Below are 22,141 nucleotides of genomic sequence, written 5' to 3' on the forward strand. Positions count from 1 at the left end.
GAGCTGGTTAGGGATTGGATGCCATAAAGTCAGTGACGGCTGCCTGGGCTTGTGCCTGCGTTGGTCCGAGCCAGAACAGGTGACTGGGCCCGGCCAGTTCCACGAGCATGGCTCCGGGGATAGTGTCCGCGTAGTCCTCTGCGTGGGCGAAAGAGACACCGGCATCATGGCGTGACCCGGTCACCAGCGTCGGACAGCTGGTCCGGGTTTGGACCAGTCGGCGGTATGACGCACGATCGGGTCGGGCCTGCTGCAGATCGTTGACGAACCCGCTCCCGGAGCGCATCGTCCGGAACAGTTCCCGTGCCCGTCGCTTGTCCTCTCCGGACCAGGTATGCCACCACTCGTTAACGGACCTGTTGGACAGTGCGCCGACCATCCGTCGTAGCCCGGCATCGGAATCAACCAAACGTGCCAACGTCGCCCATGTCAGGCCCTGCAGGGCCGGAGAGAAAACTAACGGGCCCAACAGCGATTCGAGGTGCGTGTCGGGATACGCCCGCGTCGAAGGGGCGCAGCTGTGCAGAACCATCCGGGGCACCAATTCCGGCATGGCCAACGCGGCGTGAAGGGCCTGCATGCCGCCAATGGAGACACCAACCGCCCCTGCAGTCCGGTTGATACCCAGCTCCTCGCAGCACTCGGCCACGGCCGGAACAAATTCGGCGGCATTGAGGCGTCCCACACCTGTGTTCCCGTAGCCTGGGCGGGAGAACGCCAGCACCCCGTGCCCCTCTGACGTGTAAAGGCTCCACCCGCAATCGCTGGCCGCAGAGCAATGGCCTCCGGGGAAGAACAGCACAGCCGGCTTGTCCCCGGGCAGGTACATGACTTCCACAGGACCCAGGCGGGTTTGGACCACTCTGGTCTCGCTCACGGTCCAAGCCTACGTTGGGGCATCCTGTCCTCACCCGGCACCGGCTACCGGGCCAGGCCACGCACCGCGCGCGTTCGACTGGTAAGGAATCGGCTGATAGACCCTGTCGTACGGACACGATGCCCAGCTGGGCATCCCGTACCCCATGGGTTACTGGGGTCCGCCGCCGTGCTGAGAGACGACGTGAAGGTTCAGGAACGACGTGTGTTCGGGGTCGTGGAGTATTTCCTGATGGGCGATTCGCAGTTCGAGGGCAGTGGCCAGCGGCTGGCCTGTCCCGGGGTTGCGGTTAAAGCGCGGGTGGGCGCCGCTTGAAACCTGTAGCCGGATGCGGTGGCCGCGGCGGAAGCGGTGGGCTGTCGGCCAGAGCTGGATGTGGCCGGTCCGGACTCCCTCAGCGTCCGGTCTGGCGTTTCCGGGGTGCACGCGAATGATCCCGTCGCAGAGATTGAGTGACTGAGGTGTACTACTGATGTGAGACACAGTTTGAAAGGATTGTGCCCATGTCTTCCCGTCCCAGTTATTCCGATGAGTTCAAGGCCGATGCCGTGAATCTCGTCATTTCCTCTGGCCGTTCGCCCGCCTCAGTTGCCCCCGAGCTGGGGATCTCCGTGACCGCGCTGAAGCGGTGGGTTCAGCTGCATCGTGAAGGAGAGGCCGGGGCCGGCGGCAAGCCTGATGATCCGGTGGATCCCGCGAAATACAAGGCGATGGAGGCAAGGCTGCGGGAGCTGGAAAGGGAGAATGATTTCCTGAAAAAAGTTTCGGCGTTCTTCGCCAAAGAACAACGGTAGAGGACCTCTACCGGCTTGTTCAGGAGAAGAACGCCGAATTCCCTGTCACCTGGATGTGCGCCCGGCTGGGCATTCCGCGGGCCTCGTATTACCGGTGGCTGGACCACGAAGAATCACCGACGGCTGCCCGGCACCGTGAGCTGACCGGACTGGTCAAGGCGATGTTCGATTCCTCCGACGGGATCTTCGGCCATCGCATGGTCCACACCAAACTCGCCGCCACGGGTGTGGAGATTTCCGTGGGGACGGTCGCTGCCATCATGGCGGATAACGGCTGGGCGGCCAAGCGGATGCGCGCCTTCAAACGCACGACCATCCCCTCGGACCCGGACAAGGTTTTTGCCGATCTCATCGGCCGGAACTTCACCTCAGATACTCCCGGCACGAAGCTCGTCGGGGATATTACCTACCTGCGTACCGGCGAGGGCTGGCTGTATCTGGCCACCGTCATCGACCTGTGCACCCGCATGGTCGTTGGCTGGGCGATGGCCGATCACATGCGCGCCTCCCTTGTCACGGGCGCGCTGGCGATGGCCCGGGACCGAGGACACCTGGCCCCGGATGCCATTTTCCACAGCGACCGCGGCACCCAATACACCTCCCGGGAAATGGGCGCTTGGTGCACCGGAAACGCTGTGCGTCAGTCCATGGGGGCCACCGGGGTGTGCTGGGACAATGCCGTCGCCGAGTCGGCGTTCTCATCCCTGAAGAACGAGTTCTACTACCACCACAGCTTCGCCACCCGGCAGGACGCCCGCCGGGCGACCATGCGCTACATCGAAGTGTTCTACAACCGCTGGCGGCCCCACACCAACAATGATGGGCTGCCGCCGGCAACAGCAATGGCCAACTTCAAGACCAAAAACCAGCCGCTACCTGCGGCCGCCTAACCCAAAAAGAAACTAACCGGCTGTCTCACATCCTTGACACACCCCAGACCGGCCGTTTGGCTGCACGTCGCAGAGTCTGGCGTGGAAGTCTGTGTGTTCGAGGCTCGAGCGTATGTACAGTGTCGCGCTGACGGGGCCGATGACGTCTAGGTCGGTTTCGAGCCGGTTGCTGGTGAACGTCAGGACGTCTGTGCGGGCTTCGAGTGTGCGGTTGTCCTTGCTCCCGGCACCCAAACCGACGCTACTGCCGCCAACCGCGGGCGTCGGGTTGGCCGGATCGTAAACGTAACGGGATGGGGGCGATGACGGGGCCGGCCGTGTGTCGAGCATTCCGGCAGGCTTCAGGTACCACGAAGTGGGACGTCCGGTCGCCGGAGGCCAGTCGGGCAGGTCGATCCAGCGACGGGTGCCGGTGACCCGCACCCTGACCGGCAGGTTAGGTTCGGGCCGGTGGAGGTTCCCGAACGCGCGGTCAAGGGTAACGAACGCGTCGCGCTGGTAGGCCCGGAGTGCCATGTTCCGGCCGTGTGCCGCTGAGCTGATGAACAAGCGCACGGATCGGTCTGTACGGCTTAGCGCCGCGTAGTCGGCAAGGACGTTGGGGAGGAAGAAGTCCCACCACCCTCCGGCCAGATGAACGACCGGAGGCATGTTGGATGCGTTGAGGCGGTAATCCATTAACGCCCAGTATTCGTCGTAACGCTCATGCCGGATCCATTCCTGGAAGTATCCGATTCGTTCACCGGTGGCGATCCTGTCCGCTTCGCTGACCGGCAGCTGGTTCGCGGCCCGCGTGAGCCGGGCTTTGGCGGTGAGGGCGGAAATGGTTTGGGTCCTGATCGATTGGTCCGGGCTAAACATGCTGTTCACCAGTTGGGCCCATCCCAGGGCGTTGCCGAGGGCGAAGACACCGCCGGGGTACATGAACGTGTGATAGAAATCCGACGGGCCGACGTCGATGATTGCTGCTTTCCATTCGGGGATTGGCTGGGAGGCTAGCTCCCATTGGGCGTACCCGAGGTAGCTGGAGCCCCACGTGGCGAACGTGCCGGGGAACCAGTCCTGGCCCCGCATCCAGTCGATGGTGGCCGGCCCGTCGTCGCGGTTCATCTCGAATCCGTTGAAGGTCCCGCCGGAGCCGCCTGTGCCTGAGCTGCCACAGAGATCTCGGACAGTGGGCCCTCCTAAAATGGGGGTCTACCGAAAGTAGAGATCAGCATGACCGCATCACGCAAGCGATTTACCCAGGAGTTCAAGGACGAGCTGTGCCGCGAGGTGATCAACACGTCCAAGCCGATCAAGGACGTGGCCACCGCGTACGGTGTCGGCCCCGAAACGCTCCGCAACTGGCTGGTCAAGTACCGGGCGGCCAACGGCGGCACGGAGGTGGATCTGACGGTGTCGGAACGGGCCCGGCTGAAGGAGCTCGAGCGTGAAGTTCAAGAGCTGCGGGCGGAGACTGCCTTCCTGAAAAAAGCCAGCGCTTACTTCGCGCGGGAGCAGCGGTAGTGAGCAAGTACGAATTCATCGATTCCCAAAAAGCTCAGCCCGCCAATCTCAATTCGGTCGTGAAAATGTGCCGCTGGTTGGCCGTCTCGACGTCCGGTTTCTATCACTGGGCCACCCGCCCGCAATCGGCCACAGCGGCCCGCCGCCAGGGCCTGACCGCGCGGATCCAGCACTTCTTCGAGGAGTCCGAGGGCACCTACGGCTACCGGCGCATCCACGCCGACCTCGCCGCGGAACAGACCGAGTGCTCACCCGAGCTGGTGCGGCAGATCATGCGCCACCAAGGCCTGGTGGCCTGTCAACCACGCCCGTTCCGCATCACCACCGAGGCTGATGCTGAGGCAGCCGCGGGCATGCCCGACCTCCTCAAGCGGGACTTCACCGCCGACCGCCCCGGGATGAAGTTCGTCGGCGACATCACCTACATCCACACCTGGCAAGGATTCGTCTACCTCGCCACCGTCATCGACTGCTACTCAAAGAAAGTCGTCGGCTGGTCCATCGCCGATCACATGCGCACCGAGCTCGTCGCCGACGCGCTCAAGAACGCCGCCGCCACAACCCGGATCGAGCCTGACGCGATCTGGCACTCCGACCGGGGCAGCGTCTACACATCGACCGATTTCAGGGCCCTGGTAGCCAGCCTCGGTATGCGCTCCTCGATGGGACGCACCGGCGTGTGCTGGGACAACAGCATGGCCGAATCGTTCTTCTCAGCCCTGAAAAACGAGCGTGTGTACCGGACCGTTTATGCGACAAAATCACAAGCCCGGAGCGACGTCATTCGCTACATCGAGGGGTTTTACAACAGCCGGCGCCGTCACTCCGCGCTCGGTTACCGGCGGCCCAACGAAGTCCACTATGGTTATCAACAGCCAGCCTTGGCAGCGTAGAAGAATCCACTAATTCCGCTGTCCGAAATCACCGCAGCAGCTCAGCCGCGCAGGCTCTGGATGAGGACCTGGTAGCCGCGCTCGGCGATCAGCCGCGACACGAGGACGTTGGCTGACCCCCTCCCATACGGCGTGCGGATCAACACCACCGGCGCCCGCTCATCGGTCACCGGAAAATACCGGTCCGCCAACAGAACCACCCCATCCCGCGCTGGGATCGCCAGATCACGCTGCACCCCTACGGATGGCGACCGAACCGGCGGAAGACCGAGCAGCCACCCCAGAAGCCGGCCTGACATACTCATTGCCTCACCCCGATTTGTCCCATGAGATGACCTCCCTAGAGGGTCGGGCGCCCGGATCCTTCTAAAACGAACACAGGCCTTCAGCACCAGGCAGACTTCGGGCAGAAAGCTTGCTGCTGAAGCGGACGTACTTGAAGAGTTGCCGCTGCAGATAAGCATGCATGTTCTTCGGATACCAGCCACTCTCGAGGTGAGGGAACTTCTGGGAGGGGCGTTAGGAGGACGATAAGTTTTCCCGGGCCGGCGTATGAAATGTGTTAAAACCGGCTCGAGGCGTTTCCATCGGTGATGCGATGGAGGAAGCGGCTGCTGCGGACTTATTGGGACAGCGGCCCTTCTTCGGAGGAGCAGAACCACGATGAACCCCTCAAGGCGGCCTGAGCCGCACAACTCTTCCGTTCCGGGCCGGGCGGATATCCCCGACGATTTCATTGCTGTCGATGACACCGCTGACTTTAGCTACTACCGGTCCGAACAGGACCTTCTTGCTGGCTTTGAGTCTGTGGGGGAGGCTCGAAGCATTGTTGACCGCCACGGAACCAATTATTGTCTGGCCCTTGACGCCAACCGGCGCATCGTCTTGGGACCTTCCCTCGGCCCGGTGGAATTTCGGTGGCTCCGTCACGCATGGGAGTCTGCCAGGAGCGTGAAATCCCGGAATCATCGACTCCTGCGCTTCCATCCCGGGACGCGTAACCAGTTGCTGCTCGACCTTTTCGAAATCCTTGCTCTGGAGCGCGTAATCGACCCGTTCCCAGGTCCGTGGATCTTAGAAATGGATGGCCCTCCGGAACGGCTGCAGAGCCTCCACGAGGTCGACGATAGGCTCGCAGGCGCCGCGCAGCTGGAACACGTCCGGGTGCGGGACCCGTTCAGGCGGACCTACCGGCCGGTGCGGCGTCGCAAACGACGTTTTTCCCGGTTGGCGCAGGATCCCGTGGTCTATGTCGAAGTCCATCCCGCCCGTTGATTGCAGGCGTTTTGCGGTGGCAGGCATCCCGCGCCCGTTAAGACGGCGTCAAGATCCGACCTCCGGGCATTAGGGAAATGTCAGGATCGCGGTTGTGCCGCCGTGGAGGGGTTTGACTGGGATCAGCCCCGCAAACGGGGTGCACATGAAAGGAACAAGCAATGGCCGACATGGCTGTGGTAGGAATCCTCCTGGTCACCATGGGGTTTGTGATGTGGGCCGGTCACCTTCTGGTCGGAATGGTCGGAAGCGCCGATGATGGAACGGGGGAGGGATGAGTGCTGACGCGATCATGTGGCTCGTCCTGCTGATTGCCGGGCTGGGCCTCTTCGGCTACCTGCTGGCGGTCCTGATCCATCCGGAAAAGTGGTGAGCAGGACGTGACGTTCAATACTGCCTCGTTCCTCGTGCAGGTCGCCGCGCTGGTGGTGGTTCTCGCCGCCCTGCACAAGCCGCTGGGGGTTTACCTCGTCCGGGTTTTCGAGGGCAAAACGTCAAGCCGGCCCGAGCGTCTGTTCTATAGGCTTGCCGGGATCGACGCCGGCACTGAGCAGACCTGGCCGGTGTACCTTCGCAGTGTCCTGGCGTTCTCTGCTGTCTCGATCCTGGCCGTGTTCGCCCTGCAGCGGCTGCAGGGCGTCCTGCCGGGCAGCGGGTCCCTATCCGGCGTGGACCCGTGGATTGCCATGAACACGGCCATTTCCTTTGTGACCAACACGAACTGGCAGACCTATGCGCCGGAGACCACGGTGGGCATTTTCGTGCAGATGACTCTGCTTGCGGTGCAGAACTTCCTCTCCGCCGCGGTCGGCATCGTCGTCGTCGCCGCCCTGATCCGCGGCGTCGCCCGCACCCGGACACAGCGGTTGGGTAACTTCTGGGTGGATCTGGCCCGGACGTCGTTCCGGATCCTGCTTCCGTTCGCCTTTGTCGCGGCAATGGTGATGGTCCTCGGCGGCGTGGTGCAGAACTTCTGGCCCACCGACGTCGTCAACCAGGCGGCCGGAATCAGCCAGACCCTTCCCGGCGGCCCCGTCGCATCCCAGGAAGCCATCAAGGAGCTTGGAACCAACGGTGGCGGGTACTTCAATGCGAACTCGGCCCACCCGCTTGAGAACCCTAATGTGTTCATCAGCCTCTTCGAGGTGTTCCTCCTCCTGCTTATCCCGTCGGCCCTGCCCTACGCCTTCGGCAGGATGGTCGGAGACCAGAAGCAGGGCTACACAGTGGCCGCGGTGATGGGCACCCTGTGGCTGGCATCGGTTTCGCTGATGGGCTGGGCCGTGGCTTCCGGCCAGGGAACCGCCACGGCGGCGGCCGGCGGACTGGGCGAGGGTTTTGAACAGCGCTTCGGGCCCGTGCCGGGCGCGATCTTCGCCGCATCCACCACGCTGACCTCCACCGGCGCCGTGAACACCGCCCATGATTCCCTGCCGCCGCTGGCAGGCGGAGTGGCCATGGTGAACATGATGCTCGGCGAGGTCGCCCCCGGCGGAACCGGGTCCGGACTCTACGGCATGCTGATCCTGTCCATCATCTCCGTCTTCATCGCAGGTCTCATGGTCGGTCGCACGCCGGAGTACCTGGGCAAGAAAATCGGCCCGACGGAAATGAAGCTCGCCGCCATGTACATCCTCGTCACCCCGACCCTGGTCCTGGCCCTGGCCGGCATCACCGTCCTGCTGCCGGACATCATGACCAACGCCCCGTCAACCGGCCCCCACCAGTTCAGCGAAGTGCTCTACGCCTTCACCTCCGGGGCCAACAACAACGGCTCCGCGTTCGGCGGCATCACCACCTCAGGCCCGTTTCTCTCGGTCATGATGGGCCTGGCCATGCTGTTGGGCCGTTTCCTGCCCATCGCCCTTGTCCTTGCACTGGCCGGGTCCCTCGCCCGGCAACAACGCATCCCGGCATCGGCCGGAACCGTTCCCACGCACGGATGGCTGTTCGGTTCACTGCTCCTGGGCGTGACGGTCGTCCTGACCGCGCTGAGCTATTTTCCGGCCCTTGCCCTGGGGCCCCTTGCAGAAGGACTCCTCAAATGACACCGTCCCGGACGGACACCGCCGCCGCCGAAACTTACGCCGACGGCAACCCCCTCGGCACCCACGGCGAACACAAACACCACACCAAAGCCCCGGCAAAACTCACGCTCGCCAGCGTCATCGCCGCACTGCCCCTGGCTGTCCGGAAACTCTCCCCGCGGCAGATGATCCATTCCCCGGTCATGTTCACCGTCCTGGTAGGGGCTGCCCTGTGTACGGCGATCTCCCTTTACCGGCCGTCGGTGTTCGGCATCGCGGTCACGGCCTGGCTGTGGCTCACCGTCCTCTTCGGAACCCTGTCCGAATCCATCGCGGAGGGCCGCGGCAAGGCCCAGGCCGACAGCCTCCGCGCCAGCCGCAAAGGCGTCCAGGCCCGGCTCCGGCAGCCTGACGGCACCACCAAAGAGGTCCCGGGCACGGAGCTGCGGCTCAACGACATCGTCATCTGCGAAGCCGGGGACGTCATCCCCTCGGACGGCGAGATCATCGAAGGGCTGGCCAGCGTCGACGAATCGACCATCACGGGTGAATCAGCGCCTGTCATCCGCGAATCCGGCGGTGACAGGTCTTCCGTCACCGGTGGCACAAAAGTCCTCTCGGACCGGATTGTCATCCGCATCACCGCCGAGCCGGGACAGACGTTCATTGACCGGATGATCAAGCTCGTCGAGGGCGCTGTCCGGCAAAAAACCCCAACGAAATCGCACTTCACGTGCTTCTGGTGTCCCTGACCATCGTGTTCCTGGCCGTGACCATGTCCCTGGCCCCGTTCGCTTCCCTGGCCGGCGCCACACCGTCACCAATCGTGCTGGTGGCCCTGCTGGTCTGTCTGATCCCCACCACCATTGGGGCGCTGGTCCCGGCGATCGGCATAGCCGGTATGGACCGCCTGGTCCAGCACAACGTGCTGGCCACCTCCGGGCGTGCCGTGGAAACCGCCGGGGACATCACCACGCTCCTGCTGGACAAGACCGGAACCATCACCTACGGCAACCGCCGCGCCGTCAACTTCTTCCCCGCCAATCACGTGGAGAGGACCCAACTCATCGAAGCGGCGCGGATCTGCAGCCTCGCCGACGAAACCCCCGAGGGACGGTCCATCGTGGATCTTGCCGCTGACAAAGGCGTGACCGGATCCGATCTGGCCACACTCGAACGCAGCTCCGGTGAATATGCCGTGGTCCCCTTCAGCGCCAGCACGCGCATGAGCGGTCTGGACCTCGACGGGCTGCAGATCCGCAAAGGCGCCGCCTCCACGGTGGCCGCATTCGTCGCCGAATACGGCGGCCACACCCCGGCGGAAGTCGACCACCGGGTCAAGGGAATTTCGGCCTTGGGCGGCACACCCCTGCTCGTGGCGCAGATTGACAGGAACGGCCGGGCGGACGTCCTGGGAACCGTCCACCTCGCCGACGTCGTCAAACCCGGCATGCACGCCCGCTTCGCCGAACTGCGGCAAATGGGCATCCGCACCGTGATGATCACCGGCGACAACCCCATCACCGCCAAGGCCATTGCCGCCGAAGCAGGCGTCGATGATTTCCTGGCCGAGGCCACCCCGGAGGACAAGCTCGCGGTGATCAAAAAAGAGCAGGCCGCAGGCAGGCTCGTGGCCATGACCGGCGACGGCACCAACGACGCCCCGGCCTTGGCGGCGGCGGACGTCGGAGTCGCCATGAACTCCGGCACCCCGGCCGCGAAGGATGCCGCCAACATGGTGGACCTCGACTCCGACCCCACCAAGCTCATCAACATCGTCGGCATCGGCAAGCAGCTGCTCATCACCCGCGGCGCACTGACCACCTTCTCGGTAGCGAATGACGTCGCCAAGTACTTCGCGATCGTCCCGGCCCTGTTCACCGCCGCCTTCCCAGGGCTGGGCCTGCTGAACATCATGGGCCTGGCCACCCCGTCCTCGGCCATCCTGTCCGCGGTGATATTCAACGCCCTGATCATCATCGCCCTGGTGCCGCTCGCGCTCCGCGGAGTCAAATACCGTGCCGTCTCTGCCAACCAGGCGCTGGCCCGGAACCTGCTGATCTACGGGCTCGGCGGGCTCATCGCCCCCTTTATCGGCATCAAGATCATCGACCTGATAATCTCCCTCATCCCCGGAATCGGCTAGGAAGATCCCCATGAACACTCTCACCGGCTACCTCCGGCAGGCAGGCACCGCCCTCCGGTTCCTGCTCTTCGCCACGCTGGTCCTCGGCGTGGCCTATCCCCTGGCCGTCTTTGGAGCCGGGCAGCTCATCGCCCCCTACCAGGCCAACGGCTCCATCATCAAGGACAGCGCCGGCGCCCCGGCGGCCTCGGCCCTGATCGTTCAGTCATCCGCGGACGACGCGGGCGTGCAGGATCCGCGGTGGTTCCATGCCCGGCCCTCGGCGGTGAAATGGGACCCGGCATCGTCCTCCGCCAGCAACCTTGGGCCCAATGATCCCAATCTCCTCGACGCCGTCGCCGGAAACCGGTCCGCCGTCGCCGAATCCGAAGGCATCAACGAAAGGGACGTTCCCGCGGACGCCGTAACGGCCAGCGGATCGGGGCTGGATCCACATATCTCCCCGGAGTACGCCCGGCTTCAGATACCACGTGTCGCCGCTGCCCACGGGCTGAGCCCCGAGGCCGTCCAGGCCCTCGTCGCGAGGCATACCAGCAGCGGGCTCGAGGCGTTCCTGGGCCAGCAGTCCGTAAATGTCACAGCCCTGAACCTTGACGTGGGCTCAGCGGCGCAGTCCGGCACCCAACAGTGACCCCTGTCGTCACTGAAGTGGAAGAATGACGGCATGGCACGTGGAACGCTGCGGATATTTCTTGGGGCCGCCCCCGGGGTAGGCAAAACCTACGAAATGCTTGAGGAAGCCCACCGCCTGCTCAAGCGCGGCGAAGACGTCGTCGTCGCCTTCGCCCTGGATCACGGCCGCGCGGAGACCCGTGCGCTTATGGAAGGGCTCGAGATCATCCCGCCCCGGCGTCTGCCATACCGGGGCACCGAGTTCGACGAAATGGACCTGGACGCTGTCATCCGGCGCGCACCCGGCACCGCCGTCGTGGACGAATACGCCCACTCGAACATCCCCGGCAGCCGGCACGCCAAACGTTGGGAAGACATCGACGAACTTCTCGACGCCGGCATTAGCGTCCTGTCCACAGTGAACATCCAGCACCTGGCGTCCCTCGGCGACGTCGTCGCCTCCATCACGGACGTGCGCCAGGCCGAAACCGTTCCGGACGACGTCGTGCGAAGGGCCGACCAGATCCACCTGGTCGACATCTCTCCGGAGCTGCTGCGCCAGCGCCTGGGGGATGGCAAGATCTACGCCCCGGACAAGATCGATGCCGCGCTCTCGAACTACTTCCGCCTGGGTAACCTGACCGCACTCCGCGAACTGGCCTTGTTGTGGCTCGCGGACCGGGTGGACGAGGGCCTGGCCAGATACCGGGCCGAAAACGACATCCAAGCCACCTGGCCGGCCCGCGAACGCATTGTGATCGGGCTGACCGGCGGCCCTGAAGGAGACATCCTGATTCGCCGCGGCGCCCGGATCCTGAACCGGGTCAACGGCGGGGACCTGCTCGCAGTCCACGTCCGCGCCGCCGACGGAGTTGCCAGCGAATCACCGCAGGCACTCGAAGCCCAACGCCGCCTCATCCAGGACCTCGGCGGCAGCTACCACATCGTCGCCGGAGAAGACCCCGCCGGCGCCCTCCTTGACTTCGCCCGCAGCGTCAACGCCACCCAGATCGTCGTCGGCACCTCCAGGCACGGGAAACTCGAATCCGTCCTCGATGGCCTGCTCGGCGGGGGCATCGGCACCAAAGTGGTCCGCGACTCCGGAGACATCGACGTCCACATGGTTTCCCACCCGCTAAGCGGACGCGGGGCCGGCCCGCAACGCCAACGCGACCTCGGCCGCACCCGGGTCGCCGCTGGCTTCATCCTGGCAATCGTGCTGCCCGCGCTGCTGCAATGGCTGCTCGGCCTGAACGCGGAACCAAACGTCGCCACCGCCGTACTCGTCCAGCTCACAGGCTCGATCACCGTGGCCCTCATCGGCGGTTTCTGGCCTGCCATCCTCGCCGCCCTCTGGAGCAGCCTGCTGGTCAACTACTTCTCCACCGCTCCGTTCCGGACCCTGACCATCCAGGACCCCCAGAACGTCCTCGCCCTCCTGGTCTTCGTCGGCGTCTCCGCCGCCGTCGCCGTCGTCGTGGACCTCTCGGCCCGCCGCTCCAAAGAGGCCGCCCGCGCCCGCGCCGAAGCCACGACGCTGTCGGACCTTACCCGCCGCACGGCGACCTCCGAAGACACCGTCGCCGACCTGCTGCAGCAGGCACTGGACGTCTTCAACATGCGCGGAGCTGCCCTGTACGACACCGCCGGCGCCACGGCCCGGAACCCCGAAAAGAACTGGAAAATCATCGCCCACGCCGGCGATGTACCCACTCCGGCAACCGACGACCCCGCCTCGGCAGCCCAGGACATCCGGACCGAAAATTCCCAACAAATAGATCCGGCAACGCAGCTGGTGCTCTACGGGCGCCCCCTGCCGGGGAGCCAACGACGGCTGCTCGCGGTGTTCGGTGTGCATCTCGCCGCCCAGCTTGAGCTTCTGCAACTGGCCGCCAGCCGGAGAGAAGTCCTCCGCCTCGCCGAGAGTAACACCATGCGCACCTCCATCCTGCGCGCCGTATCCCATGATCTCCGCACCCCGCTGGCCGGAATCAAACTCGCAGTAGGCAGCCTCCTACAGAAGGGCGTGCACTACACCCCCGGACAGCAACACGAGCTGCTGCAGACCATCGACGAATGCTCCGACCGGCTGGACCATCTCGTGGGAAACCTGCTCGACATGTCCCGAATCACCTCCGACGCAGCCAAACCCCTTCTGCGGCCCGTGCGCTGGTACGACGTGATCCCCGCAGCCCTGCACGGCACCCATGCAGGCCGCGCCCGCGTCGACCTGCCACCCAACATGCCGGAAATCGACGCCGACCCCGGAATGCTCGAACGAGTCATCGCTAACGTCGTCGAAAATGCAATCAAATACGCTCCCGGCTCCGACATCGTCGTCGTCGGCACCGCCGGCGGACTCAGCAACGAAACCCTGGCCGGTCACCCGGCCGGTGAACTCCGCATCATCGACCACGGCCGGGGAGTGCCGGCGGAAAGTGTCCTGGAAATGTTCCGCCCCTTCCAACGGCTCGACGATATCCCTCAAACGAGCGGTGTCGGCCTCGGCCTGGCCGTAGCAAAGGGATTCACAGAAGCCATGGGCGGCACCCTCACTGCAGAACAAACACCAGGAGGAGGGCTTACCATGGTCATCCGGCTCAGGCTCTCCACCGGCACAACCACAGACGACATGCACGGGCAGGCCCCGGTGCTTCCCCAGTCATTCCTCGCCGGCCGGACACACGCCCTGCCCCTACAGCCATCACGGACAGAGACACCATGACCGCCGTCCTGGTCGTGGATGACGACCCGCACCTGCTCAAAATCCTGAAGATCACACTCGAAGCCAACGGCTACTCCGTTACCACCGCCGCTGACGGGGAATCCGGACTTCTCGCAGCCACCCGCCACCCGCTGGCACTGATCATCCTGGACCTCGGCCTGCCTGACATCGACGGCACAACAGTCATCAAACAGCTTAGAAGCTGGAACCCGGTCCCCATCCTCGTCCTGTCAGCCGGCCACACCTCCGATGACAAGGTCGAGGCACTCGACGCCGGCGCCGACGACTACATCACCAAACCCTTCGGTCCGGACGAACTCCTCGCCCGCATTCGCGCGCTGTTGCGTAGGACGGTCGAGCACAAAGCCGAACCTGTCGTCCACACTGACGCCTTCACCGTGGACCTGGTCAAACACCGCGTCACACGCGACGGGAATGACGTCCGATTGACCCCCATCGAATGGAACATCCTCGAACTCATGGTCAGAAACCCGGAAAAACTGATCACCCAACAGCAGATGCTCGCCGAAGTCTGGGGACCCAGATACGCCAAAGAAGCCAACTACCTGCGCGTCTACATGGCACAGCTCCGGCGCAAACTCGAACCCGACACTGCCAACCCCCGCCACCTCCTCACCGAAGCCGGCATCGGCTACAGATTCCAGCCGTGATCAACCAATGACTGGGCGGACGGCGGCTTCGGAGGCTTGGATCCATCAGGTTCCCATTTGCTCCGGCGGTTGCTTGCCGACGAATGACAGACTTCCACTGCCGGGTCGTGCAATTGCTGCTGAAGTGGCAGGCTGCGGCCATGAGTATCGAGCAATGGTGGCCGAAGCTTAAGCCGTCAACCCAGGCATGGCTGATTAAGAACAATGGCGACGCGGTCCCGGCCGTGATGGTCGCTGAGATCACAAACGCCGGAGGGACCGTCGCCACTGATGCCTGGTGGGTTGGTCACAGCGGCCGGTCGGGATTCTATTTCTCGGACGAGGCCGTCGACTGGATCGAGGCGGTCGGGAACGGCGAAACGCCCAAAGCTCACTGAGTCGCGCCAACATCCGCCCTCGCCGAATCGGGGGACTGTTTTACTTGGCGGCGACGGACGTTCTGTCAGCCGACGTCGATAATCCTTGGGATGGGGCTGATGGATCCTGCCCCGATTATGAAGGGCTGGAGATTCCCCATGGCCGCAAATTGGAATGGTCGCCCGGCCCGCGATGTTATAGGCGGCAGGGCCACCCAGCTTGTTATCGCGTGGCCGTATTTCGCTTGCTTTTGTATTCGTTGAGGGCCCGCAGCGCCGCCACAATGCTCCAGAGGGCGGCCAGGAACCCCCACGAGAGGCTGGCGTGCGGCGTCAGGGCCAGGAAGATGAGGCCGGCGATCGCTGCTATGTCAAGGAGGAGGACGGGCCAGTATTTGTTGGTCCGGGACTCTCCCTCCCTTGATCTGTCATGGGTCGGTCTCTGTACCTGTGCGTCCGCCGTCCCGGATCTGGTCGTCCGTTTCCAGCAGGGCCGCGAGGGCGGCCAGGGCCGGCACGGCGCCTTCGATGGCTTTCTGGTACGTCTTGGGCAGCCGTTGCAGGGCGAAGCCGAGCCGGCGGTCGTTGGCTGCCTGCCAGGCGCTGAGCACGTCCGTTCCCTTGGCGCTCAGGCTGAGGCTTACGGACCGCCGATCGCCGGGGCGGGTTATGCGTTCTACAAGACCGGAAGTCACCATCTGCTGGACCAGGTTGCTCACGGTGTTGGTGGCCAGGCGCTGGCGCGCAGCAAGTCCACTGACGCCCAGGCCTGGTTCATCAGCCAGACGTTGCAGCATTTCGACCTGGGCCATGGGCAGGGACTCCCACGGAAACTCCTGCCGCACGCTCGAACGCAGAACCCGGCGCAGCCGGGTGATGGCGCCGGTCAATGACCAGGCATCCGCGCCGGTCTGGGCCGCCCCGGGTTCCCGTACAGATACCTCGGCCGTGTTCATGAGGCCAGCTTATCGCGATAGGTCGCTGTATAGAATAGTTCTGTGACCGAACCAATTCCTGTGCGTGCCGCTCCTGCGGGCGTCGAAAGACAGTCCTCCCGAGGGGGCTGTTCAAGGAGCCTGCGAGGCCGGACTGGGTCCGTCGGCGGCCAGGAGCGCCGTGGCTGGTCGTGGCGACGGTGTGCATCGGTGCGTTCATGGGGCAACTGGACGCCAGCATCGTGACGCTGGCGGTTCCGAGCATCAGGACCGACATGAACGCTCCGCTTTCCCAGGTTGAGTGGGTGGCGCTGATCTATCTGCTGGTGCTGGTGGGGAGTATTTCCGCTATTGGCCGTCTGGCCGACATGTTGGGCCGAAAGCTGCTGTACGTCTACGGGTTCGCCCTGTTCACGCTCGCGTCGCTGGCGTGTGGGCTTGCCCCCGACATCACCTGGCTTCTCGTGGCCAGGGCGGTTCAGGCGGTGGGCGCGGCCATGCTCCAGGCCAACAGCGTGGCGTTGATCCGGACCAGCATGCCGGCTGGAAAGCTCGGCAAGGCTATCGGCCTGCAGGGTGCGGCGCAGGCCGTCGGGCTGGCCATGGGCCCCTCGGTCGGAGGGCTGCTCATCAGCGCGGGCGGGTGGCGCTGGGTGTTTTTCGTCAACATCCCCGCAGGGATCATCGGCATGCTGCTGGGCTGGTTCCTCCTCCCACGCACCCGTGTGAAGGCCCCCCGGACCGGGATGGACTGGCTCGGACTGGTGTTTTTGATGCCCGCCGTCGGGACCCTGCTTCTGGCGCTGACCGAGGCCTCCAGGCTCGGCTTTGCCAGCCTGATTGTCCTGGCCCTGCTGGCATCGTCGCTGATTCTTTTCGTCTTCTTTGTTCTACAGGAACGCCGGACGCCCTACCCGCTGGTGGACCTGTCCCTGTTCGGGGCCGGAACGTTCAGCCGAGGCATCGCCTCGGGACTGCTGAGCTATCTGGTGCTCTTCGGGGTCCTGTTCGTGACACCGCTGTATCTGGAATCGGCGCATTCCCTTCCGTCGGCACAGGCGGGCCTGCTACTGACGGTCCTTCCCGTCGCACTGGCTGTGGCGGCGCCCGTTGCGGGCCAGATAGCGGACAGGCGCGGCGTCCGTTTGCCGACGTCTGCCGGCATGGGCCTGACTGCGGCCGCACTGGTGATGCTGGGCCTTTCGTCAGGCAACCTGTGGGTCATGGGTGCCGCCCTTGCCGTCATGGGACTGGGTCTGGGCCTGTTCACCCCGGCTAACAACGCAGCCGTTGCAGCGGCCGGCCACGAGCACCAGGCGGGAATGGTCAGCGGAGTCTTGAACATGACCAGGGGCGTGGGAACATCCCTGGGCGTCGCACTCGGCGCCGCCGCCTACTCGCTGGCCGCCGGCGTCAGCGGCGGCGCGGCAGGGCCCGCGCCCTCCACACTGGGCTTCCGGATGGCCGTGGCACTTTTTGCCGTACTGGGCGTCGTCGCCGCCGTGTTGTCGCTTCTTGGCCGGCAAGTTCCTGCCACAAGGCGGCAGGGCCGGGGGAGGGCCCCGGACCCGGGTGATTCGTCCGGCCCGGCCCCGGAGCCGCAATCGCCCACCCCCTCCCCGAAACATTCCCGACAGGATCCTTTCCCGCTATGACTGCCAGTGATTCCTTCATTCCGTCCCCGACCGTCAGCGCCTTCCATGTGGGCCCCCTGACCATCCACTTCTATGCCCTCTGCATCATGGCCGGCATCGCGGTAGCCATCTGGCTGGGATCCCGGCGTTGGACGGCCCGCGGCGGACGCCCCGGCCAGGTGCTGGACATCTGCCTGTGGGCCCTACCCGCAGGGATCATCGGTGGCCGGATCTACCACGTCATAACCGACCCCGAACTCTACTTCGTTCCGGGCAGGAACCCCTGGAACGCCTTCGCGATCTGGGACGGTGGCTTGGGCATCTGGGGCGCTATTGCCTTGGGGTGTCTCGGAGCGTGGATCGGCTGCCGCAGGGCAGACGTCTCACTTGTTGCCTTCCTGGACGTGGTGGCACCGGGCGTGCTCTTTGCCCAGGCCCTGGGCCGGTGGGGAAACTGGTTCAACAACGAGCTCTACGGCGACCCGACCACGCTGCCTTGGAAACTTCAGATTCACCAAATGGACGCTGCCACCGGTTCTGCGCTCACCGACCCCTCCGGCGCCCCGGTGGTGCTCGGCTATTTCCAGCCCACGTTCCTCTACGAGTCCGTCTGGTGCGTGGCGGTTGGGTTTCTGATCCTGTACCTGGACCGGCGGTTCACCCTCGGCGCCGGAAGCGTCTTCGCGCTCTACGTTGCGGGCTACACGGCCGGACGGTTTGCCTTTGAACTGATGCGCTCCGACTACGCCAACCTGATCCTGGGGCTCCGGGTGAACACCTGGGTCGCGGCACTGATCTTCCTGGCAGGGGCCCTCGCATTTGTGTTGCTGTTCCGCCGCGGACGGTCCGTCGCCATCCCCGCCGGCGCCGCCCGGCAACCGCCGTCGTCCGCCCGGGGGCCGAAACGAAGGTCGACACCGAAGGAAAATGCCGATGCTCAGTAAGGACTCGCAATGGCGGAAGATCCTTTCCTTCGTTGTTGCCGGGGCGCTGCGGCGTTCTGACCGCGGGACTGCTTCTTCCCGGGGCCGCGGTGGCGGGAACGGCCGTCAACAGTTCGATCGGCCTGTTTGGCCGGGTACCTGTGTCGCTGGACAAGTCCCCGTTCATCCGGGAAGGCATCGTCTCCATCGAGGACGCGCGTTTCTACCAGCACGGCGGAAGCGACACCACTGGGATCCTCCGGGCCTCGTGGCCACCGCCCAGGGCGGCCGCCAGGGCGCCTCGAACATCACGCAGCAGTACGTGAACAACATGATCATCGAATCCCTCGTCGCCCAGGGCTAAAGCGACCAGGTCAAGCTCGGCTGCTCCAAAACCATCGGTGACAAGCTGCGGGAAATGAAGCTCGCCATTGCCCTGGAGACCAAGTACTCCAAGGACCAGATCCTGCAGGGCTACCTGAACATCGTCTATTTCGGCAACGGCGCCTACGGCATCGACGCCGCAGCCAAAGAGAACTTAAACGTCCCCGCCAGCGCCCTCACCCTGCCCGAGGCCGCAGCCCTGGCCGGCGTCGTGAACAGCCCCGTCTACTAGGACCCCCTGACCGAACCGGACCACGTGGTGGCCCGCAGAAACGACGTCCTGGACAAAACGCTCCAGCAAGGACACATCAATGGCCTGGACCGTCGGTGCCACCCCAGGGATATCCACGGCCTCATGGTTCGGAAGCTACCAGGGCATCGGGCCGCGCTGGGTCAACCAAAACGTCACCATCAACGGAAAGTATTATGCCGCCGCCACGGCGCCGATATTGCCGGCGGCCAATGGGGACGCCTGATGAACGCCGCGGCGCCGCAGTACTCCACCGCGCCGTTCGCCCGGCCCCCCTGCCCCCATGGTGGGACGATGAGGCCGGCCGGCACAGCCACCAGATGAATCAGGACATGGGGGGCTGCGGCAAGCGACCTGCGTGCCGACCAGCACAGGTCTTTGGCGGGCCAAAGGCCGGCCTCGCTGTTATTGAAGGAGCCGTCATGCCGGACACTGCATTTTCGAACGTTAACCCGGGAGGCGAGGCCCCGCGGGGCGTTCTGGTCCAGTTCGCTGGACCGGCCGAGAGCGCCAGGCTCGCCGCAGCATTGCGCGGTGCGTGTAACGCAGTGGCGGCCCTCACTCCGGGTGTCCCTATCGAGGTCGCCGTTCAGGGCCCGGGAGTCGGTCTGCTGGCGACAGATTCAGTCTTGGGGAGTCCATCAGCGAAGCCCTCGGCCAGGGCATCCGGATCCTTGCCTGCGGGAACAGTCTGCGTTCGGTGGAACTGACACCGGGGCAGTTGCTTCCCGGTGTCGGTTCCGTGCCGGCTGCCGTGGCCCGTCTGGCGACGCGGCAGTGGGAAGGCTGGGCGTACATCCGTCTGTAAGGCCCGCTGCCATCAGGCGTCCGGGCCGCCCGGCGGACCTGGCCTGGTGGGAAAGAGCTGCCGGCAGGTAGTGCACACACCGCCTGTATCCCCATCGGCGGAGGGTGATACGGCTTTCCGCTCGAGTTCGAGGCGCTCCCGCAGTGCCCAGCCCAACAAAGCCAGGGAGAGGAGTGCGAAGGCGGGCTGGATCACCTCCGCCTGCACTGCGGGGTCGGCGCCGGTGAACAGATGTGCGGCCAGGGTCTCCTGGCCTGTGGACGTTGCGAGCACCAGCCCGGTGAGGCCAAATATGGGCCAGCGGGCGTCACAGACGGTGGCCTCGGCCCCGATCGGCGCGCCGATGTAGCTGCCGACTACGAGGCCGGCCAGAATCGAACCGACTGCGACAACTACGGCATTCCACCAGGCGGGTCCGGTTACTGTCATCATGCCGTTCATTGAGAGGACAACAGCCGCGGCGGCGGCAGCGGCGATGCCAGCAGCGGCCGCCCGCGACCACTGCCAGCTGCGAAGTTGGCGCCAGCCACGGCCCAGGGTATCCAGCCGTGCATAAACCCTTTCACGGTCGCCGTCGGCCAAGATTTCTTGCTCGATCCGGCCGTTCGTATCCATGTCGGCTCCTAGCTGCGCACGGGTTGTGCGGGCGCCGATGGGCGGCGGGCGTGCAGTGCGGTCCAGATGACGACGACAGCGACCAGGGTCATCGCGAGGAAACCGAGTCCGGAGTAGCCCACCGAGGCCAGGACCGGGCCGGCCAGGGCACCGCCGACGGCGCCGGCGGCATTCATGCTCAAGTCCGAGATCCCCTGGATGGCGGGCCGGTCCTGGATGTGGACCGATTCCGCAACCATAGCCGAGCCCGCCACTACCGAAGCCGACCATCCGAGTCCCAGCAGGACGAGGCTGATCGTGACGGCGGTGCGGGAGTCCGCCGCGACACCGGCGATCAGCAGGGAGGCCAGGAGCATGGCCTGGCCCACGAGCACGACGGGCAGCCTGCCGGCTTTGTCCGCCAGACAACCGAAAATGGGGGAGAGGGCGTACATCCCGGCGATGTGCAGGCTGATGGTGAAGCCCACGATTACCAGGCTTGCTCCGTGCTCGCGCAGGTGGACCGGCGTCATGGACATGAGTGCCACCATGGTGGCGTGGCTGAGTGCGACAGCGGCCACCGCATAGCGTGCCCTCGGGTTGCTGCGCAGTATCAGCGAACCGCTCCGTGGCCGGGGTGCCTTGACGCTCAAGTCGCGCATCGACATCGCCGCCAGCAACGGGTCGGGTCTCAGCCCGGTCAGGTACACGAGGGCCGCGCCCAGTTGCGCAGCCACAGAGAAGGCGAAGGCGCCTGTCAGGGGCGGCAGGCCGAGCACCGCGCCAACGGCTTCGCCCGGGCCGAAGAGGTTCGGCCCAAGCACTGCCCCGATGGTGGTGGACCAGACAACGATCGAGAGGTCCCGCGCCCTGGTGCCGGGCCGGGCAAGGTCAGTGGCGGCGAACCTTGCCTGCAGGTTGACCGCGGATCCCGCTCCGAGCAGCATCAAACCGAGCAGCAGCAGGGGAAAGACCGACACCGAAGCTGACGTGATGGCAATGACGGCCCCGGCTCCTGCGATGAGCGCCCCGGTGGACAGTGACCGCCGCCGTCCCGGGCGACTGCGAGCCGGGCAAGAGGCACGGCAGCGACGGCTGCCCCGAGGGTACTCATGGTGGCGGCCATGCCCGACCACGCTGGTGATCCGGAAAGCTGTGCCGCGAGCAGGGAGCCCAGGGACAAGGTGGCGCCCATCCCGATGCCGCCGAGGATCTGGCCGCTGACCAGGACGGAGACTACCTTGCGTTGTCCCGGGACGCCTACGGCGTGTCCGGCGAGGGATGCGGGGGACCGTGGTCCAGTGGACACGGGAGGTGTTGCCATTCTGACAGTATCTCAGATACCCCGAGGGGTATGCAAGCCTTCCGCGGGGCTTGGCAAGCGATACCCCCTGGGGTATTATTGGGTTGTATAGCCAACTTACCTTAGGAGTCAGAATGTGCAGTCCCGTCAGTTGCAACAAATGTGGAAAGATCACCTGGGCCGGCTGCGGTGAGCACGTCGAGTCGGTAATGGCCGACGTCCCGACGGAACAGCGTTGCACCTGCGCCTGACCCAGCTGCCCCAGGCCTGCCCGGCAACGCGTCCCCGGACTCCGGGGGCGCGTTGCTGAAACCTCGACCTGTGCCGGACGCAGCCATGGCCCTGGATGCGTCCGGTCGGTCCCGAGGGTGCAACCGAAGGCCAGGCGGCAATCCGCAGGGTCTGCTGTCAGCGTTTTGGTCCTGTCAGCATGATCCACAAGTCTCGTGGGGCGTGCCGGTCGGCTGGCTTGCCGGGCGTGAGATTGTTCCTTCGGCGCGCCGAGCGTTGCTGTGCATGGAGCTGCCGCCCTTAA

At 65.0% G+C, this 22,141-nt stretch carries 20 protein-coding genes and 2 pseudogenes; 15 read left to right on the top strand and 7 right to left on the bottom strand.

Translation table 11 applies throughout. The features are described from left to right. Nucleotides 1-7: 7 nt before the first annotated feature. Together FCN77_RS11840 and FCN77_RS11845 are read right to left on the bottom strand one after the other, a co-directional pair. Nucleotides 8-877: an alpha/beta fold hydrolase gene (locus FCN77_RS11840; protein ID WP_137322418.1), complete on the bottom strand. Its 870-nt coding sequence runs from the start codon at nucleotides 875-877 to the stop codon at nucleotides 8-10. Nucleotides 878-1,027: 150 nt separating this feature from the next. Continuing rightward, nucleotides 1,028-1,303: a CocE/NonD family hydrolase C-terminal non-catalytic domain-containing protein gene (locus FCN77_RS11845; protein ID WP_175417240.1), complete on the bottom strand. Its 276-nt coding sequence runs from the start codon at nucleotides 1,301-1,303 to the stop codon at nucleotides 1,028-1,030. A gap of 77 nt (nucleotides 1,304-1,380) precedes the next feature. On the opposite strand from FCN77_RS11845, the gene FCN77_RS11850 reads away from it, so the two are divergent. Then, the gene (locus FCN77_RS11850; protein WP_137322234.1) at nucleotides 1,381-1,671 is read left to right on the top strand and encodes a transposase; all 291 of its coding nucleotides are present in this window, start codon (nucleotides 1,381-1,383) and stop codon (nucleotides 1,669-1,671) included. 38 nt (nucleotides 1,672-1,709) lie between these two features. Further along, nucleotides 1,710-2,561: pseudogene (locus FCN77_RS11855) on the top strand (IS3 family transposase); the annotation flags it as partial. A gap of 12 nt (nucleotides 2,562-2,573) precedes the next feature. On the opposite strand, the gene FCN77_RS11860 reads toward FCN77_RS11855, so the two are convergent. Beyond that, entirely contained in the window at nucleotides 2,574-3,671 is a 1,098-nt protein-coding gene (locus FCN77_RS11860) for a CocE/NonD family hydrolase (RefSeq protein ID WP_137322421.1), read from the bottom strand. 108 nt (nucleotides 3,672-3,779) lie between these two features. Here FCN77_RS11860 and FCN77_RS11865 point away from each other — a divergent pair. Then, nucleotides 3,780-4,963, top strand: a protein-coding gene (locus FCN77_RS11865) for an IS3 family transposase (RefSeq protein WP_137322422.1) whose coding sequence is annotated in 2 segments (ribosomal slippage) — nucleotides 3,780-4,041 and nucleotides 4,041-4,963 — 1,185 coding nt in all. Because the reading frame shifts where the segments join, the coding sequence is not laid out codon by codon here. A gap of 41 nt (nucleotides 4,964-5,004) precedes the next feature. Here the strand turns inward: FCN77_RS11865 and FCN77_RS26325 are convergent. After that, nucleotides 5,005-5,163: a CocE/NonD family hydrolase gene (locus tag FCN77_RS26325; RefSeq protein WP_217496288.1), complete on the bottom strand. Its 159-nt coding sequence runs from the start codon at nucleotides 5,161-5,163 to the stop codon at nucleotides 5,005-5,007. A 463-nt stretch (nucleotides 5,164-5,626) separates the two neighbouring features. Between FCN77_RS26325 and FCN77_RS11875 the strand changes: the two genes are divergently transcribed. The 8 genes and pseudogenes from FCN77_RS11875 to FCN77_RS11910 all read left to right on the top strand — a co-directional run bounded on the left by FCN77_RS11875 (nucleotide 5,627) and on the right by FCN77_RS11910 (nucleotide 14,796). Continuing rightward, nucleotides 5,627-6,238: a hypothetical protein gene (locus FCN77_RS11875; protein WP_137322423.1), complete on the top strand. Its 612-nt coding sequence runs from the start codon at nucleotides 5,627-5,629 to the stop codon at nucleotides 6,236-6,238. Between the two features lie 274 nt (nucleotides 6,239-6,512). Next, complete coding sequence (locus FCN77_RS11880) at nucleotides 6,513-6,611, top strand: potassium-transporting ATPase subunit F (RefSeq protein ID WP_137322424.1); 99 nt, start codon at nucleotides 6,513-6,515, stop codon at nucleotides 6,609-6,611. Between the two features lie 7 nt (nucleotides 6,612-6,618). Next, nucleotides 6,619-8,286, top strand: coding sequence for a potassium-transporting ATPase subunit KdpA (gene kdpA / locus FCN77_RS11885; protein WP_137322425.1), 1,668 nt, complete (start codon nucleotides 6,619-6,621; stop codon nucleotides 8,284-8,286). Further along, nucleotides 8,283-10,411, top strand: a pseudogene (kdpB, locus tag FCN77_RS11890) (potassium-transporting ATPase subunit KdpB). The gene kdpA and the pseudogene kdpB overlap by 4 nt, the downstream one beginning before the upstream one ends. Before the next feature lie 10 nt (nucleotides 10,412-10,421). After that, the gene (kdpC, locus tag FCN77_RS11895; protein ID WP_137322426.1) at nucleotides 10,422-11,042 is read left to right on the top strand and encodes a K(+)-transporting ATPase subunit C; all 621 of its coding nucleotides are present in this window, start codon (nucleotides 10,422-10,424) and stop codon (nucleotides 11,040-11,042) included. Between the two features lie 33 nt (nucleotides 11,043-11,075). After that, complete coding sequence (locus FCN77_RS11900; RefSeq protein ID WP_137322427.1) at nucleotides 11,076-13,748, top strand: ATP-binding protein; 2,673 nt, start codon at nucleotides 11,076-11,078, stop codon at nucleotides 13,746-13,748. Further along, on the top strand, nucleotides 13,745-14,419 hold the full coding sequence (locus FCN77_RS11905) for a response regulator (RefSeq protein WP_137322428.1): 675 nt from the start codon (nucleotides 13,745-13,747) through the stop codon (nucleotides 14,417-14,419). The genes FCN77_RS11900 and FCN77_RS11905 overlap by 4 nt, the downstream gene beginning before the upstream one ends. 83 nt (nucleotides 14,420-14,502) lie before the next feature. Beyond that, entirely contained in the window at nucleotides 14,503-14,796 is a 294-nt protein-coding gene (locus tag FCN77_RS11910) for a hypothetical protein (RefSeq protein ID WP_254678967.1), read from the top strand. A 407-nt stretch (nucleotides 14,797-15,203) separates the two neighbouring features. Here the strand turns inward: FCN77_RS11910 and FCN77_RS11915 are convergent, their stop codons facing one another. Continuing rightward, nucleotides 15,204-15,731: a MarR family winged helix-turn-helix transcriptional regulator gene (locus FCN77_RS11915; protein WP_137322429.1), complete on the bottom strand. Its 528-nt coding sequence runs from the start codon at nucleotides 15,729-15,731 to the stop codon at nucleotides 15,204-15,206. 197 nt (nucleotides 15,732-15,928) lie between these two features. On the opposite strand from FCN77_RS11915, the gene FCN77_RS11920 reads away from it, so the two are divergent. From FCN77_RS11920 to FCN77_RS25950, 4 genes are all read left to right on the top strand, one after another. Beyond that, nucleotides 15,929-17,365 carry a DHA2 family efflux MFS transporter permease subunit gene (locus tag FCN77_RS11920; RefSeq protein WP_137322430.1) on the top strand — a complete coding sequence of 479 codons (1,437 nt, stop codon included), beginning with the start codon at nucleotides 15,929-15,931 and terminating at the stop codon, nucleotides 17,363-17,365. Further along, entirely contained in the window at nucleotides 17,362-18,288 is a 927-nt protein-coding gene (gene lgt, locus FCN77_RS11925) for a prolipoprotein diacylglyceryl transferase (RefSeq protein WP_137322431.1), read from the top strand. The genes FCN77_RS11920 and lgt overlap by 4 nt, the downstream gene beginning before the upstream one ends. A gap of 397 nt (nucleotides 18,289-18,685) precedes the next feature. After that, complete coding sequence (locus tag FCN77_RS27695; protein WP_368074331.1) at nucleotides 18,686-18,883, top strand: transglycosylase domain-containing protein; 198 nt, start codon at nucleotides 18,686-18,688, stop codon at nucleotides 18,881-18,883. Nucleotides 18,884-18,962: 79 nt separating this feature from the next. Then, a complete protein-coding gene (locus FCN77_RS25950) occupies nucleotides 18,963-19,127 on the top strand; it encodes a hypothetical protein (protein WP_175417241.1) in 165 nt (54 codons plus the stop codon). Nucleotides 19,128-19,721: 594 nt separating this feature from the next. Here the strand turns inward: FCN77_RS25950 and FCN77_RS11940 are convergent. Continuing rightward, entirely contained in the window at nucleotides 19,722-20,324 is a 603-nt protein-coding gene (locus tag FCN77_RS11940; protein WP_137322432.1) for a hypothetical protein, read from the bottom strand. A gap of 8 nt (nucleotides 20,325-20,332) precedes the next feature. Beyond that, entirely contained in the window at nucleotides 20,333-21,283 is a 951-nt protein-coding gene (locus FCN77_RS11945; RefSeq protein ID WP_368074332.1) for an MFS transporter, read from the bottom strand. Nucleotides 21,284-22,141 lie beyond the last annotated feature (858 nt).

It is taken from the genome of Arthrobacter sp. 24S4-2, from assembly GCF_005280255.1.
Classification (GTDB): Bacteria; Actinomycetota; Actinomycetes; order Actinomycetales; family Micrococcaceae; genus Arthrobacter.